The sequence below is a fragment of the Cytophagales bacterium genome (genome assembly GCA_019456305.1).
Classification (GTDB): domain Bacteria; phylum Bacteroidota; class Bacteroidia; order Cytophagales; family VRUD01; genus VRUD01.
Map to the genome: position 1 here is coordinate 1 of VRUD01000016.1, position 16,001 is coordinate 16,001.

General features: G+C 41.5%; 13 protein-coding genes and 1 pseudogene. 11 read left to right on the forward strand and 3 right to left on the reverse strand.

Going from position 1 to position 16,001, the window contains the following annotated elements; all coding sequences use genetic code 11:
* From FVQ77_05055 to FVQ77_05070, 4 genes and pseudogenes are all read left to right on the forward strand, one after another.
* Window positions 1-113 (forward strand): annotated as a pseudogene (locus FVQ77_05055) (FeS-binding protein).
* A 327-nt stretch (window positions 114-440) separates the two neighbouring features.
* Window positions 441-2,135 carry an FAD-binding oxidoreductase gene (locus FVQ77_05060; GenBank protein ID MBW8049701.1) on the forward strand — a complete coding sequence of 565 codons (1,695 nt, stop codon included), beginning with the start codon at window positions 441-443 and terminating at the stop codon, window positions 2,133-2,135.
* Window positions 2,136-2,250: 115 nt separating this feature from the next.
* Window positions 2,251-4,584: a hypothetical protein gene (locus FVQ77_05065; GenBank protein ID MBW8049702.1), complete on the forward strand. Its 2,334-nt coding sequence runs from the start codon at window positions 2,251-2,253 to the stop codon at window positions 4,582-4,584.
* A complete protein-coding gene (locus tag FVQ77_05070) occupies window positions 4,574-5,476 on the forward strand; it encodes a hypothetical protein (protein ID MBW8049703.1) in 903 nt (300 codons plus the stop codon). Before FVQ77_05065 ends, FVQ77_05070 begins: the two co-directional genes overlap by 11 nt.
* Before the next feature lie 149 nt (window positions 5,477-5,625).
* On the opposite strand, the gene FVQ77_05075 is transcribed toward FVQ77_05070, so the two are convergent.
* Window positions 5,626-7,419, reverse strand: a complete 1,794-nt coding sequence (locus FVQ77_05075; protein MBW8049704.1) for a T9SS type A sorting domain-containing protein — start codon at window positions 7,417-7,419, stop codon at window positions 5,626-5,628.
* A gap of 71 nt (window positions 7,420-7,490) precedes the next feature.
* On the reverse strand, window positions 7,491-7,886 hold the full coding sequence (locus tag FVQ77_05080) for a retroviral-like aspartic protease (protein ID MBW8049705.1): 396 nt from the start codon (window positions 7,884-7,886) through the stop codon (window positions 7,491-7,493).
* A gap of 177 nt (window positions 7,887-8,063) precedes the next feature.
* Here FVQ77_05080 and FVQ77_05085 point away from each other — a divergent pair, with 177 nt between their 5' ends.
* The 5 genes from FVQ77_05085 (at window position 8,064) to FVQ77_05105 (ending at window position 12,446) form a co-directional block, all read left to right on the forward strand.
* A complete protein-coding gene (locus FVQ77_05085) occupies window positions 8,064-8,996 on the forward strand; it encodes a diacylglycerol kinase family lipid kinase (protein ID MBW8049706.1) in 933 nt (310 codons plus the stop codon).
* 204 nt (window positions 8,997-9,200) lie between these two features.
* Entirely contained in the window at window positions 9,201-9,665 is a 465-nt protein-coding gene (locus FVQ77_05090) for a hypothetical protein (GenBank protein MBW8049707.1), read from the forward strand.
* The gene (locus FVQ77_05095) at window positions 9,666-10,364 is read left to right on the forward strand and encodes a glycosyltransferase family 2 protein (GenBank protein MBW8049708.1); all 699 of its coding nucleotides are present in this window, start codon (window positions 9,666-9,668) and stop codon (window positions 10,362-10,364) included.
* Window positions 10,365-10,437: 73 nt separating this feature from the next.
* Complete coding sequence (locus FVQ77_05100) at window positions 10,438-11,613, forward strand: phosphopentomutase (GenBank protein MBW8049709.1); 1,176 nt, start codon at window positions 10,438-10,440, stop codon at window positions 11,611-11,613.
* Entirely contained in the window at window positions 11,610-12,446 is an 837-nt protein-coding gene (locus FVQ77_05105) for a purine-nucleoside phosphorylase (protein MBW8049710.1), read from the forward strand. The genes FVQ77_05100 and FVQ77_05105 overlap by 4 nt, the downstream gene beginning before the upstream one ends.
* Window positions 12,447-12,550: 104 nt before the next feature.
* Here the strand turns inward: FVQ77_05105 and FVQ77_05110 are convergent, their stop codons facing one another.
* The gene (locus FVQ77_05110; GenBank protein ID MBW8049711.1) at window positions 12,551-13,927 is read right to left on the reverse strand and encodes a 3-phosphoshikimate 1-carboxyvinyltransferase; all 1,377 of its coding nucleotides are present in this window, start codon (window positions 13,925-13,927) and stop codon (window positions 12,551-12,553) included.
* Between the two features lie 229 nt (window positions 13,928-14,156).
* On the opposite strand from FVQ77_05110, the gene FVQ77_05115 reads away from it, so the two are divergent.
* Window positions 14,157-15,464 (forward strand): ribosome biogenesis GTPase Der, encoded by a 1,308-nt coding sequence (locus FVQ77_05115; protein ID MBW8049712.1) that lies wholly within the window; start codon window positions 14,157-14,159, stop codon window positions 15,462-15,464.
* A gap of 170 nt (window positions 15,465-15,634) precedes the next feature.
* Complete coding sequence (locus FVQ77_05120; protein MBW8049713.1) at window positions 15,635-15,853, forward strand: hypothetical protein; 219 nt, start codon at window positions 15,635-15,637, stop codon at window positions 15,851-15,853.
* Window positions 15,854-16,001 lie beyond the last annotated feature (148 nt).

The following is a 16,001-nucleotide window of genomic DNA, read 5'->3' on the forward strand; positions in this document are numbered from 1 at the left end:
ATGGTTATCCCCGGATGTACATATTAGATGGTTCTATTATTCCCTGCAACCTGGGCGTCAATCCCAGCTTAACGATCACAGCTCTGAGCGAATATGCCATGTCTTCAATCCCTGAAAAAGAGGGGAATCAGAATATATCACTTGATGAGCAACTTGAAAGTATAACTCAACAACTTGTCCCGTAAACTTGGGGTTTAGTAGGATTCATTATAATTTTGCTCAAATAGATTAAATGAATGAAAAAGAAGTGAGAACCTTTAAAGCAGATATACCAATGGCCATGCCCGCTTAAATGAGTGTTTACAAAACAAGTAATGTTTCCCTAAAAAATTTTAGAAAGTTTTTAGAAAAAATTGGGGCAAAGCACAAGCGTGACAGAGGCGGTCACGAAATCTGGTTCCACAAGGACTTACCTCGCTCAATTCCTCTTCAAAGTCATAATGAAAGATAAAGATGTAAAGCCATACAATCCCACCTGGTGGAAATGGGGCGACCCCAAAAAGTCCTTCCATTTAAACGACTTCCCAAAATTAAAGCAATTCCTTGAAGAAAAGTGGAACAAAACACTGGTTGATGATCTGGTTCTTCCTGATAGAACTTCACACATTACGAACTCCTCTTTTACTGAAACTGATCTCAAATCTATATTTCCTAACCTGAAACCCGATCAAATTTCTCTTGATAATGAAGACCGCCTGCGATATGCCTTTGGAAAAAGCTACCACGATATTATTCGCATACTCACTGCTGATGAAGTAAGAGCGCCTGATTTTGTTCTTTTCCCCGAATCGCAGGATGATGTTGTTCATATCCTTCAACAAGCCGGAAAGCATCAAATAAAAATTATAACATTCAGTGGCGGAAGCAATGTTACAGGGGCTGTTGATATCGACAATAAAGAGGGCCTGACATGTTCATTAAACATGCAACGAATGAATCGGCTGGTTGATATTGATACCACCTCTTTTACAGCCACTTTTGAAGCAGGCATTTATGGCCCCCAGCTTGAGAAAATCCTCAACGAACAAGGATTCACTTTAGGCCATTTCCCCCAATCCTTTGAATTTTCAACGCTTGGCGGCTGGCTGGCAACCAGGTCTGCGGGACAGGAATCCGGCCTCTACGGCAAGATTGAAGATATGGTGCTCGGCATAACAGCCGTCACACCACAGGGCACATTTGAACATGCCGACTATCCAAAACATGCCTGCGGTATAGATATTTACCCGCTGTTTATAGGTTCAGAAGGAACGCTTGGGGTGATCGTTCAGGCCAAAATGCGTATTCACCACAAACCACAAAAATATAGGTGGGTAGTTGCCCTTTTTAAAGACTTTGAATCAGGGGCAACGGCTTTGCGAACCATGATTCAATCAGGTATCCACCCGGCTTTAGCAAGATTATCTGATCCGGAAGAAACAAAAATGCTTTCCTTATTCAGTCAAACAAAAAAAAACTTTCCTAAACCCTGGAGGTTTAGGAAAGTTCTAAATCGATGGATGAAATCTTATTTGTTATCAAAGGGATTCCAAAAACCCTGTATTTTGATGATGCGGTTTGCCGTTAAAAATGAGAGTGATTTCGCTGCAACCAAAATAGCTGCTCAAATTGCAAAAGCGCATCAGGCAAAGCTGCTGCCCGCCTCGGTTTCAGGCAGTTGGGAGAAAACCCGTTTTGACCTGCCCTATTTACGCGATACACTTATTGAACATCGTATTTTAATAGATACGTTTGAGACCGTAACATATTGGAAGGATCTGTTATCCCTTTACCATCATGTTAAAAATACGCTTGATAAGGAAAGTGATTATTTTGAAAAAGGGGGGCTTCTGCTTTGCCATATCTCACATATTTATGATACAGGGGCTTCGTTATATTTTACAATGATGGCTCCGCAGGAAAAAGACAATGAACTCAACCAATGGTCAGGGCTAAAAGAGATTGTTTCAAATGCGATTACAGGCCATGGAGGTGCGATCAGCCACCATCACGGGATCGGCAGGGATCATCGTGTTTGGTACCTGGAGAAATTGAGCACAGAAGAACGAAAGCTTTTACAGGCAATAAAGCAGCATCTTGACCCGAATTGCATTTTAAATCCGGGGAAATTGTTTGATAAGGAAAATAGAAAATAATTTGGCAGATTATTCGTACCCCCCTCTCCTACCCTTAAAACCATCAGTGTGGGAGCACGATGAGCAGCCAACAATTTAATAATTTAACCATTTAACCACTATACCATTTTCAACCATGAAACCACCATCAAAATTCCCAAAACTAATCATGTTAATTATGCAAATCAAGATTCACCCCGTTAGATATTTATTATCAAACTGGTTAATGAAAATTAAATATCATATGGTCATTTATTTAGTGACAATTTTAATATTAGCTTTATCTAATGGGGTTAAGACAACTGCCCAATCCCTCAACTACCGCCTCACCGCCTTCTCCCCCAAAGAATACTCCGCACATTTCCAGATCTTCTGCCTCACCGCTGACACCGCAGGGAGGATATTTGCAGGAACCGCTTTAGAAATCCTCTCTTATGACGGCAATGCTTTCCAAAAGCACTTTGTGAAAGCGGGGATGTATATTATGTCTATGGACATAGACCCGGCAGGCAGGATATGGCTTGGCGGACAGGGAGATTTTGGGTACATGGGAATAAGTAGGCAGTTGGCAGTCCCGATAAATCGAGATATCCGCTACGCTCCGATAGGCAGTAGGCAAAAGAGCAGTCCCGACAAATCGGGATCTCCTCTGCGCTCCGATCAGCAACTGGCAGAGAGTGAAAGTGTTAAGTTGCAGTTCTATTCATTATTGCACCTGCTGCCTGATTCGCTCAGGGACTTTAACGTCATCTGGAATACCCATGTCTATAACGGCAAAGTGTATTTCAACGGCTACAAATATTTATTCGTTTATGACCCACAGACAGGTGTGCTCCGTACAATTTTTCCACAGAAAAGATTTTATCGTTCTCATAACCTCAAAGACCGGCTCATCATTAAGGACTCAAGGCATGGGCTTTATGAGGTGGGCGCGGACGACAGCCTGCGCCTTATTGACGGCAGCGGCTTTTTTAAGGATAAAGGCGTGATGGCTGTTATAAATACTTCCGAAATCTCAAAGATTTCGGAAGTTTATGATCAATACATCATCGTCACCAGGCGCTCAGGCATCTATCGGCTGACAGGCGGTGAGGTAACGCTCTTCACCACCCCCCGCTGGCAGGAGGCACTAAGCAAGGCGCAAGCATACTGTGCCATACCACTGAACCAGCTCAATTCGGTATCAGCAGAGAGCAGCGAAGGACCTGTCCTGTGGAATTCGAAAAGCAAAGATTCCACCGTGCTGCTTGCGGTTGGAACTTTGTTATCCGGAATATGGCTCTTTTCCCCGGATGGCGGGCTCATAAAGGTGATTGACCGGCAAAGCGGCATGCCGGATAACTACGTCTGGTACCTGCATGAGGACCGGTACGGCAGCCTGTGGGCAGGTACCAACAACGGGCTTACCCTCATCCATACCCACAGCCCGCAGGAACTGGAGCCGGAAGGGGAAAAATATGCAGGCAGTATACAGGATGTGGTGGTAAGGACCGGCAAAGGAGCACAGGAGGAAGTGCTGCTCGCAACCATGCAGGGTGTTTACCGTTACCTTCCCGACACGGCATTGGACGAAAACGGATTGCTGAAGATGGGATACGGTTTCGTGCGCATCAGCGGCACCGAAGAGCAGTGCATGGACCTTCATATGACAACCCAGGGCTCCGGCAGCCATGGTGGGAGGAAAGCAAACCGGGTGTTGGTTGCAGCAGCAAATAAAGGGCTGCTGGAGCTGCGAAGGAAAGAAACGCCTGAAGGCATAACATGGAAAGTGGCAGAGCTGAGCAGCTACCATTGCTATACCATCACCGGCATGGAGCAGGTGACCGGCAAGAAGTTGGTAGCTTTTGGCGGCAGGGATGGGGTGGTAGTGTATGACCTTACCGCAAATGCGGTACTCCTGCATACCAAAGACCTGCCCGAAGAGGTGTTCTCCCTTGCCTGCGAGCCACGAGCTATCAATGATTCCCTCACGCTGTGGGCAGCGCTGCCCACAAGGGGCCTGCTGCAGCTCCGTATGGACACGATCTTCACCAGCTGCAGCCTCACCTTATATGACACAAGCCACGGGCTACCGGAGGGAGAAATATTGTGCTTTCAATACGGGGGTGAGGTTAAGTTTGGGACGGATAGGGGGCTGTATCAGGTCAAAAGGCAAAAGGCAAAAAGCAAAAGTGGGGAGGTGAGGTTCTCCCCCGACTCCACCTTCGGCTCTATGTTTGCAGACGGGTCAAGGGAGGTCTTCCGGCTGGTGGAAGGATATGACGGGGAGGCGTGGTTGTATTCAGATAAGCTCTACCATCTCATCCCCACCTCAAACGGCTACCGCACAGACAGCCTCCCCTTCCTGCTGCTGGAAATAGGTGATATACGCGCTATTTATCCAGAGCAAAACTCTCCTCCTCTTAAAGGAGGGGTTGGGGGGGGGCGGTGTAGTCTGGATAGGTGGAGACCATGGTCTGGTGCGCCATGACCCTGCTTATCAGAAAGACTACCGACAAAAGTATTATACGCTCATCACGGAGGCGGCAATCACCGTGCCTGCACTTAAAGAAGGAGAAAAGGCAAGAGACAGCGTGCTTTTTGCGGGCTTTTATCCTCCGGGGAGCATGGGCCAGCCGGAAGCGTGGGTGCCGATGCTAACGTATGAGATGAACAGCATAAGCTTCAGCTTTGCAGCGCCCTTTTACGAGCGCAGCAATGCGCTGCAGTACAGCTACCTGCTGATGGGCTTTGACAAAAACTGGAGCGCGTGGAGCAAAAAAACAAACAAAGAGTACACCAACCTGCCGCCCGGCAAATACACCTACTACGTCAAAGCAAAGAACATCTATCACCACGAAAGCGAGGTGGGGGAGTACCGCTTTCGTATCCTGCCGCCCTGGTGGTTAACGTGGTGGTTTTATGCGCTGCAGGGAGGGGTGCTTATCGGCTTATTCTGCATCATACTAATACTGCGCGGCACAGGAGAAAAACGCCAGAAGCTCATAAAAGTGCTTGCTTACATGTTCATCTTCCTGGTGCTGGAATACGCGCAAAACTACACCGAGGAAGCGCTTGCCTCATATATCACCGGCATCGTGCTCCTGAAGATCGTGCTCAACGTGGTCATCGGGGCGCTGCTTATCCCGTTTGAGGGCTTCGTCCTGCGCATCGCCCGTGCCACCGCAAAGCTAAAAACAAAAACACAACGAGGCTTTGGCGTAAAAATGCTCACAAAGCGTGTGGAGAATACGATTGTGAAGAAGGCGAGGAAGGAAAATACTTATGAGATTGCGAAGAACATGCTGGGTCAGAATATAGATATGAAGGTAATAGCACAGGTAACCAGGTTGAGCCTGGCGAAAGTGAATGGATTGATGTAGAATTTAGAGCAGAATTGTGTTTTCTCAGGTATAGCCGGCTGTTGCCTATGGCGGTATTATCTTCTATCAGCGCCATGCCCCAGCCATTTGCGCTAACTGGATTAAAAAATAAGATTACAGTCAGTAATAATAATCAACCAACTCCCTCTTCATCTTTTATGAAAACTCTTCATATAATTACCCTTTTCAGTCTGTATCACCAGAAAATACATACTCTTTTTCAGTTTACTAATATCAACAGTTTGTACGTTTTTGGGATGCAGCATGGAGGGGATCTCAATTAACTTTCTGCCTACAATATCCACTACAATGATCATCGTATGGGCATCAATCTCAAGTAACTCAGGATAGTTCAGCTTGATTTCTAATTGATTGGTTGCAGGATTGGGATAAAGATCAAAGGAATTACCGGGTAATTTTCTTTTGCTTACAATTCCAACCACGCTGCTGTCATAGAGCATCAGATCAGCAACCAAATCACCATTCACATCAATGATGGAAAGTTGTACCGAATCATTTCCATAAACATCTATCCTGCCGTAGGCATCGTTAAAATTAAAGTTACCAAGGCCTTGTCCACCGGCATTCCAGACATTGAAATTCTGGTTGACTTCTGGTACAAGCGAGTCGGCATTAGCCATAAAATATGCTACGTATGAATTTGGTTTAGCGAGATTACCTGCCATAATTTCAGGAAACCCGGCATTGGTGCCGTCATCAATTGCCGAGGTATGCGAATCACTGGAGAGCCAGATCACATTGCGAATATTATTCTGCTTACAGTAATTGAGCAAAGTGTCCTGATCGGCAGGAAATCCTGACCAGGTGTCTACAATGCCCCCCAGGGCTGATCTTACGGTACCCATGCCGAATAAATCAACAGCTTGTATGGATGAATCGCCAGACATGGCATTTATTACGTCACGGTAACCTTTATTAAAAGCAACACCGGTGATCACAAATTTCCATTTTGCTGTTGAATTTTTTAAGCCGTTCATCAGCCATTGTAATTGCTGCTGTCCGAGTATGGAATGCCCCGGAGGTGTGATAAAGAAATAGGCGGTGTCCTGCCATACCAATGCATCAAGATTAGGAGACCTTGCCGAACGGTTATCACACATAAAGACCTCAACATTGCCATAACGAAAGCTGTGATAGATTCCTTCAGCAGTATCGGGAAGTGTATAATGCGGAAAAAAACGGTAATAAGCATCAATGCTGTTCCTCCTGGTTGAAGCAGGGAAACTCAGTTCCCTGAAAGGCATTATTGAATCATAATAAGATGAAGAGGTACGTGAAGTGTTATCGTTCACATAATCGTGGTCATCGTAAATATAATCAATCGCCACCTGGCTCATCAGGTTTTTTACCTGTGCTCCGCTGTAACGGGCACGATAGGTCTCAATAATTTTTTGAGGATCTGCGGCAAAAAAACTGCTGTCAAAAGGCATATTATCGGTACTATCGGGATAGCCCCAATCTCCGCATTGAAGAAAAAAGCGGGGCTTATCCAATAGTATCTGATCAAAAATAGGGTCATTGGTAGGTGGAACGGTGTTAAACCCCTGGCAGGAGCCGAATGCAAAGTGGAAGTTACTGACCGTACCGGGCAGCGGAAAGGTCATAAACGATCCATTGCTTGAATCCGAACCTGCGATCACTGCTTTGTAAAAGTATTTGGTGTTTGTTTGTAATGCTGTCAGGTCAATAATGCCTGAAGAATCATCTGCAGCATTGGTTGCACCGCTGAAAGTAGCCGGACCGGAAAACAGCGAGTCGGTAGACAGAACAATATCTATGGCGGTGGCTGTTGAAGTACGAACGTATACACGTGCAGCGTTTTCTGTAACGGCACCTATGATCGGGCCATGGGTTATCGTTTGAGCATTTGCAATGCTCACCATGGCAGCTAATAACGATAATAATAATGGATGTTTTAACATAATTGATATGGGTTAAGGGTTAAAGGTTAAAGGTTAAAGGTTAAAAGGTTAAATGTTAAATGTTTTGAAAATTAAATAACTCTGGTTATTTCTTCATCACGCATATCATGCCCAACAACAATTGTCGTTTTCCCGTTTTTATTTTTAATTGTTATATCCCAGGATTGCATTGTTTTAGCGCCGATAATAAATTCCGTGCTAAGATCAGGTGAGACATAAGCGCTCGTTTCTATCATTTTATTGCCAATCTTTATTACCAGATTAATAATAGCAGTAATTTCTATTTTACCTTTTTTATCAGCAGTACCAAATTCGCGCTTGGTTTTATAAATAGATAATTTTGTACCTTTTGGCAATATATCTTTTTGGAGAATAGTATAAAAAGAACCAGAATCAAAAAGAGCATTTGCTTCTCCTTTTTTCTCCTCAGGAGTCATAAATTTAATATTTAAAATAGGATTACTCATTATTGAAAATAAAAAATTTGCAGCACGAAATTTATTTCGTGGAATAATATAAAAATCAGCAATATAAATATCGCGCTACAGGCTAGACGAAATTAATGATAATTATTACAAATTTTATTACTTTTCATTGAAGCAACACGCAAATATAACTAATTTTACATTTATAACAAAATAGTAATGAAAAAAGTCACCTTTATCCTGCATGGCAGATTAAGAAAAAAAGAGCTGTTAAAAAATAAGATCAATCAACGATTATCAGGGCAATTTGAACTACAATATTTCCAAACCGGTGCATCAGGGGATGGAATTCATTTGGCTAAATTAGCCGTTGAAGGGCAAACGGACTACCTGATCTCTGTGGGTGGGGATGGGATGCTTAATGAAGTTGTAAACGGTTATATGAATTGTACCGCAACATTTATGTTGCAATCACAAGGCGTTACAAATCCTGCGCTTGGTTTATTGCCATACGGCACCGGCAATGATTTTTCCAAAACGATAGGTATGCGAAAAGATATCGAACAGCTTGCCCGTCTCATTGAAAATGATCAAATCCAACCGGTAGATATCGGTGAAGTTCAATATAGATCTCATGAAGGCGAAACCAAAACAAGATATTTTATCAATATAACTGACCTGGGAATTGGAGGGCAGGTGGTGAAAATGGTAAATCAAAGCAGCAAATTTTTAGGACCCAATCTAACTTATAAAAAAGCGATCATTTGTTCGTTTTTTACCTATAAACACAAAAAAGTTAGTTTAACGAGCGATTCTTTTCAATGGGAAGGCCCTATACTGAGTTTGTGCATGGCAAACGGACGCTATTTTGGCAGCGGTATCTGCATTGCCCCCCAGGCAGATGTTTCTGACGGTAAGATCCAGCTTGTTATCATGGGAAATCTTAGTCTTATAGATTATCTCAAAAACATGCCAAAGATCAAAAAGGGTGAAATATTGGAACATCCGGAGGTGCATTATGAACAGGTGCATACCTGCCGTATTGTACCGCTTGAAGGAGAATGTCCTGTTGATATGGATGGAGAATTTATCGGTTATGCGCCTATTGAGCTTCGGATACATAAACATGCTTTGAAATTTCTCAGGGAATAAAAATTGCATGGCTCAAGATTCAGAGTTTAAAGGTTGAAAGTGTTTTAAAATATTAAAAACAATGAAATTCCGATATCACCCGTAAGTGTAACATTTAATTAATAACTATGATCAGAGCAATTTTCATTTTTTTTTACCATTTTGTCATTATTATGACATCATAGATCAGAAGTATAGTGTATTTTGCATAAAAAAATTAAAATTATGGAACAACAAAAAAATTTGTCTGGGCAGGCAGGAGCTTCTGCGCAGACAGAACCAAACTCGCTTAAATGGGCCTTAAAAATAGCTGCTTCAGCCAGTTTGGCCGGAATGATCTGTTGTGTTGCCCCTGCAGTGCTTTTTATGTTTGGCCTGATGGGTGGCATATATGCAATTTCTTTTGCTAACTTTTTCTATGCTGATGATGGCGGAGCTGGCTTGGGAGCATGGATATTGAGGGGGATAGCAGTTGTTATTGGTATTGCCGGTGTATATTTTTACAGACGTAAGCAAAACCAATGCTCCGTTGATCCTAAGAGGAAACGTAAAAACCTGGTATTGGTAAGTGTACTCATACTAATATTAGGAGTTGCATTTTTCTTATCTTTGGAAAAATTGACGTCCTGGTATTTTGGCGAAAAAATTGTACCTCAGCAACAAAAGGAATATCAATTAAAATCGGATTAAATGCCTTTGCAAAAGATCATTGTAATTATACCGGCATTTAACGAAGCCAAAGCTATTCAAAAAGTTATTAAAGATATTCCCGAAAACCTGGTTTCAGAAGTAATAGTAGTCAATAATAACTCCACAGATAAAACGGCTCTTAATGCCCGCAATGCAGGCGCAATTGTGCTCAATGAGCTTAGAAAAGGATATGGCTATGCTTGTTTAAAAGGGATAGAATATGTCAGGCAAAAACCTGCTGGAAATCATCCGGATATCCTCGTATTTTTAGATGCTGATTATTCGGATTATCCCCGGGAAATGACCCGGCTTGTGTTACCCATTTTGGAAGAAGATTATGACATGGTAATAGGATCCAGGATGACAGGAAAAAGAGAAAAGGGATCAATGCTGCCGCAAGCAATTTTCGGAAACTGGCTGGCAACAAAACTGCTACGCTGGTTATATGGCGTAAGTTTTACAGACCTTGGACCTTTCAGGGCTGTAAAATTTGACAAATTACTTGACCTGGATATGCAGGATAAAACATTTGGCTGGACTGTAGAGATGCAGGTGAAAGCAGCTAAAAAAAAACTAAAATGTTGTGAAATACCCGTGAGCTACAGAAAAAGAATTGGTGTCTCTAAAATTACAGGTACTGTGATGGGTAGCATAAAGGCAGGATTAAAGATTTTGTGGACTATCTTCAGATATTTATAAAATTTAGTTTTAATTTTAGTTCATTTTAGGCATTTCTCATTTTTATTGTGGGTTAAATCATAAATCGTAAATGATAAAGAGGGTCATTCTAATTATATTAGACAGCTTGGGTATCGGTGCACTACCCGATGCTGATAAATATGGGGATGTTGGAAGCAATACCCTTGGCAATATTGCCACAAGCATAAACAATTTTTCCTTACCAAATCTTATAAAACTGGGTCTTGGGAATATCAATGAAAACATCAATGTGGGATTGGCAACCCGGCCTACTGCCTGCTTTGGCAGCGCCATGGAGCGATCACCCGGTAAGGATACTACGACCGGGCACTGGGAAATTGCAGGAATTGTCCTGCAAGATCCTTTCCCGGCCTTTACAAATGGATTTCCTCCAGAGGTCATTGAATTGTTTGAAGATAAGATAGGTACCAAAACGCTGGCAAACATACCTGCTTCCGGAACCGTGATCATTGAAGATTTTGGGGAACAACATATCAAAACCGGCTATCCCATAGTATATACTTCGGCAGACAGTGTTTTTCAGATTGCTGCCCATGAAGAAATTATCTCTGTTAAAAGATTGTATGAAATATGTCAAACTGCGCGGGTAATATTAAAAGATGAATATGCTGTCGGAAGAGTCATTGCAAGGCCATTTATTGGCAAAAAGGGTTCGTTTCAAAGAACTACCAATAGAAAAGATTTTTCACTGAAGCCGTTTGGAAAAACCGTTTTGAACCATATTGCCGAATCAGGCAAACAGGTAATGGCTGTGGGCAAGATAGAAGACATTTTTGCAGGGTATGGAGTGACGGACGCTGTCCATACTGAGAATAACATGGATGGTGTAAATAAAACCCTGGATTATATGAAAACAAATTCAAGCGGGCTTATTTTTACTAACCTTGTTGATTTTGATTCGCTGTATGGCCACCGTAATAACGTTGAAGGATATGCCAATGCACTCATGGAGTTTGATAAAAGAGTTCCTGATATCCTCCAATCATTGAAAGATGATGATGTTTTGATAATCGCAGCAGACCATGGCAACGACCCCACCATTAAAGAAAGTACCGATCATACAAGAGAATATATTCCGATCCTGATCTATGGTAAAAATATAAAAGAAGGGATTAATATCGGCACAAGAAAAAGCTTTGCGGATATAGGAGCAACCATAGCAGAAATGTTGGCTGTTAAATCCACAAATTGGGGTGAAAGTTTTCACAAAAAAATACTTAAAAAATGAATTTAGAAAAAATAAACCAGGCAACAAACTTCATTAAAGAAAAAATACACTTCACACCTGAAATAGGTCTTATTCTTGGTTCAGGACTCGGCAGCCTGGCAGACGAGATAGAAAATCCTGTTAAGATCAGTTACAATACCATCCCGGGTTTCCCCCACCTACCTGCTGACAAGCAAGGTTCAACAGTTACCGGACATGCAGGGCAGTTAGTACTTGGTAAATTAGAAGGCAAACAGGTCATTGCCATGCAGGGAAGATTTCATTATTACGAAGGGTATTCTTTACAGGAAGCAACCATTCCTGTCCGTGTAATGAAAAAAACAGGGGTTGAAAAAATTATTGTGACCAATGCAGCGGGTGGAGTAAATGAAACGTTCGAGCCCGGTGACTTGATGATCATCACAGATCACATCAATTTTGCTTTTGCCAATCCTCTTATAGGAAAAAATTACAATGAATTTGGCCCAAGATTTCCGGATACTTCTGAAGCCTATGCTCCTGAACTTATAAAAGTAGTAAAAGAAGTGGCAGCATCTCAGAACATAAATATCAAGGAAGGTGTTTACCAATTTTCCTCCGGCCCAACCTATGAAACCCCGGCTGAAACAAAAGCTGCCCGGTTTTTAGGAGCCGATGCCGTTGGTATGTCCACCGTTCCGGAGGTGCTTGTTGCCGTGCATTCAGGCATAAAGGTGGTCGGTATTTCATGCATTACCAATATGGCATCAGGTATGAATAACCAACCGCTTTCTCATGACGAAGTTATTGAAACTACAGAAAGAGTTAAAGGAATGTTTTGTAAATTAGTAAGGGGGATTGTCAGCAAAATTTAATCACAAAAAATCCGAATTTAACCGCAAAGACGCAGAGACGCAAAGTTTTTTTAGAAAAATCATTCTTTTCGTCTCCGCGTCTTTGCGGTGAAAAAGGGGGACTGTTAGCGAAATTTGATTACAAATCCTGCTTTACGCAGATCATTCCAGAAGTTTGGATATGACTTTTCTACTACATTTGGTTCGTCAATAGTGATGTTAGCCAAAAGCCCTAACGGAGCAAACGCCATCGCCATTCTGTGATCGTTATATGTTTGAAAACATAAATCCGAATTTAACCGCAAAGACGCAGAGACGCAAGGTTTTTTTAGAAAAATCATTCTTTGCGTCTCAGCGTCTTTGCGGTGAAATCCGAAATCCGAAATTATTTCCATCTTTCCCCGTCCTTTAATATCAATTTTAGCGCCCATCTTACTTAGTTCATTCTTTAACGCTTTAATCCTGTCCGTTTCCTTGATCCTAAGATTTTCAATGCCACTCATGGATAAAGCAATACCTTTTGCAGCACACAATACAGCGATGGTCTGGACAAGGTCAGGATTTTCGGTAAGATCCAGGTCAATCCTTTGTAACGTGGAACCCTTTTTTCTGATAATGACCTCATCAGAATTAAATGTGGTTTTTACACCCAATTTTTCTCCGATCTCTGCGATGATGCTGTCACCCTGGAAAGAGTTTTTTTTTAAGTCCGGGAGAGTTATCTCCGCTTCATCCGCTAACGCAACCATACTATACCAATAGCTCGCAGCCGACCAGTCCGGTTCAACGGTATAAACAGGAGGGACATAATTTTGACCCTGCTTATTCATAATTGAAATGATATCGCCTTCCCATTCGTGTTTTATACCAAAATGTTCCATTATTTTAAGCGTCATCCTGATATAGGGTTTTGAGGTAATATTGCCTGCAAGTTGCAGCCTCAGTCCGGTTGGCAATACCGGAGCGATCATTAACAGCGCAGAGATGAACTGGCTGCTCATACCGGCATTAATTGAGATTTTATTGGCGCTGGTTAAATTTGATCCGCCATTTATCCTGATAGGAGGAAAACCTTCCTTTTTAATATACCTGATATCTGCTCCCAATTCCTTCAGCGCATCAACAAGGGGGCCGATTGGCCTCTCCTGCATCCTTAATGAACCGGTGAGCATTTTATTTTGCTTAGTGGCAACATAATAAGCGGTAAGAAAACGCATCGCGGTGCCGGCATCTTTTACGTCAACGGTATCTTCATCTAATGTGGTGTCAGGTGCCTGCCCCGAATTCCTCGGGGTTTCCACCTGACGCCCATTAAGGATATTGTTCAAAATAACGGTATCACTTGCCTCTGAAAGGTTACAAATTCCACACCTGTTTCCTGTCAGGGCAGCCATGATCAAAACCCGGTTACTCTCACTTTTTGAAGCCGGGAGGCTGATCGTCCCTTTTATCACTTTTGCCGGGTGGGACAGGTGGAGTTTCTTTTTGTGATGTTTTAGCATAAAAATTAATACAAAATTAATAATAAAAACCAAAATTTAATATCTTTATTATTTAGTTATGTAACATTGCCTGCAAAAAATAAAATAAAAAAATTACTCCGGCATTCCACAGGGTAAATCACCTTTTACTATCTTTGTGTCCCGACATGTCGGGACAGACAGGTGTGCGGCAGGACAGGAACGAGCTTTTAAATACCCGCATACCTTTTCACACCATCCGTTACTTTTTATGTCAAACATAGTAGCCATAGTAGGAAGGCCCAATGTAGGTAAATCTACATTATTTAACAGGTTAATTGGCCAGAGAAAAGCTATTACCGATAATGAGAGCGGAGTCACCCGTGACAGGCATTACGGTTATTCAGACTGGGGCGGCAGGTATTTTACAGTGATTGATACAGGCGGCTATGTTACCGGTTCTGCCGACATTTTTGAGGAAATGGTAAGAGAGCAGGTTGACCTGGCGATGGATGAAGCGGACGTTATCCTGTTTATGGTTGATTGTATTGAAGGCATTCATGGATTAGACAATGATTTTGCAAATATTTTAAGGAAAAACAAAAAGCCGGTAATTGTTACTGCCAACAAAGCTGATAATACCGAACGTTTTCACATGGCCGGAGAATTTTATTCTTTCGGTTTAGGTGAAGTTTTTCCAATATCATCTCAGGATGGTTCCGGCACAGGTGAGCTGCTGGATGAAGTAATAAAGCATTTCCGCAGCAGTTCTGATGAAAGTACAGATAATGACATTCCCAAATTAGCCGTATTGGGAAGGCCTAATGTAGGCAAATCATCCCTTGTTAACGTTCTGCTGGGCAAGCAAAGAACCATTGTTACGGATATTGCAGGTACAACAAGAGATGCCATTCATACACATTATAATGCCTTTGGAAAAGAATTTTTATTGATTGACACTGCCGGGCTTAGAAAAAAGTCAAAGGTCAGGGATAATATTGAATTCTATTCTACTTTACGTGCAGTCAGAGCTTTGGAAGAAGCTGATGTTTGTGTTATAATGCTGGATGCCACAAGGGGAATTGAAATTCAGGATATTAATATCGTCACACTGGCTGATAGAAAGAACAAGGGAATTGTGCTATTGGTTAATAAATGGGACCTGGTAGAAAAAGACCATGATACAGCCAGACAGCTTGAAGATCATATCAAAAAGCGTCTTAAGCCAATCAACTATATGCCAATCATTTTTGCTTCGGTGGTTAATAAACAAAGAATTCACCGGGTTCTGGAGGAAGCTGTAAAAGTCTATGAAAAAAGAAAACAAAAAGTGCCAACGTCCAAATTGAATGACCTGCTTTTGAAAGAAATTGAAAATCATCCTCCGCCAGCCAAAAAAGGCAAGCATGTTAAAATAAAATATGTGACCCAATTACCCGTATCAATTCCTGTTTTTGCTTTTTTTTGCAACCTGCCGCAATACATCCAGGAACCATATACGCGGTTTCTTGAAAACAAAATAAGAGAACATTTTAATTTTGAGGGCGTACCGATAAAAATAATTTTCAAAAAAAAATAGGTTTTAATAGTATCGGGTTACGAAATTATGTTCTCCATTTTGAAGGTAAAATTTTGAAACTTCACCTTCAAAATATTTTTTTTTAAAAAAAAAATAAAAAAATTCTTGCTTTTATAAATATTATATTTACTTTTGCAAACTATTTATTTAACTAAAACATTTTTTAAATCATGAAACGATTATTAGCATTATTAGCGATTGGAGGTATGATCACTTTCGCATCTTGTAACGGAACCTCTGAAGGTACAGAGGAAGAAACAGAAGAAGTTACAGAAGAAGCTGTAGAAGAAATGGTAGAAGAAGTATCTGAAGAAGAAATGTCTGAAGAGGAGATGTCTGAAGAAGGCGAAGAAGGTACTGAAGAATCTACCGAAGAAACTTCTGAGTAATTATTTTCTATCAAAATCCGGATTTTAAAAAAGCCTTTAGAAATAGAGGCTTTTTTATATTTTTATACTTGTATTTTATAAAGAAAATACAGGATTTATTCAGATTTTTCGTATTTAATAATATTGTTTTAAAAAATAACAAAAATTA

Bases quoted from the DNA above. Each gene is read 5' to 3' on its own strand.
- FVQ77_05075 (MBW8049704.1), bottom strand. From the start codon at position 7,419: ATGTTAAAACATCCATTATTATTATCGTTATTAGCTGCCATGGTGAGC.
- FVQ77_05090 (MBW8049707.1), top strand. From the start codon at position 9,201: ATGGAACAACAAAAAAATTTGTCTGGGCAGGCAGGAGCTTCTGCGCAG.
- FVQ77_05120 (MBW8049713.1), top strand. From the start codon at position 15,635: ATGAAACGATTATTAGCATTATTAGCGATTGGAGGTATGATCACTTTC.
- FVQ77_05095 (MBW8049708.1), top strand. From the start codon at position 9,666: ATGCCTTTGCAAAAGATCATTGTAATTATACCGGCATTTAACGAAGCC.
- FVQ77_05060 (MBW8049701.1), top strand. From the start codon at position 441: ATGAAAGATAAAGATGTAAAGCCATACAATCCCACCTGGTGGAAATGG.
- FVQ77_05080 (MBW8049705.1), bottom strand. From the start codon at position 7,886: ATGAGTAATCCTATTTTAAATATTAAATTTATGACTCCTGAGGAGAAA.
- FVQ77_05110 (MBW8049711.1), bottom strand. From the start codon at position 13,927: ATGCTAAAACATCACAAAAAGAAACTCCACCTGTCCCACCCGGCAAAA.
- FVQ77_05105 (MBW8049710.1), top strand. From the start codon at position 11,610: ATGAATTTAGAAAAAATAAACCAGGCAACAAACTTCATTAAAGAAAAA.
- FVQ77_05065 (MBW8049702.1), top strand. From the start codon at position 2,251: ATGAAACCACCATCAAAATTCCCAAAACTAATCATGTTAATTATGCAA.
- FVQ77_05085 (MBW8049706.1), top strand. From the start codon at position 8,064: ATGAAAAAAGTCACCTTTATCCTGCATGGCAGATTAAGAAAAAAAGAG.
- FVQ77_05115 (MBW8049712.1), top strand. From the start codon at position 14,157: ATGTCAAACATAGTAGCCATAGTAGGAAGGCCCAATGTAGGTAAATCT.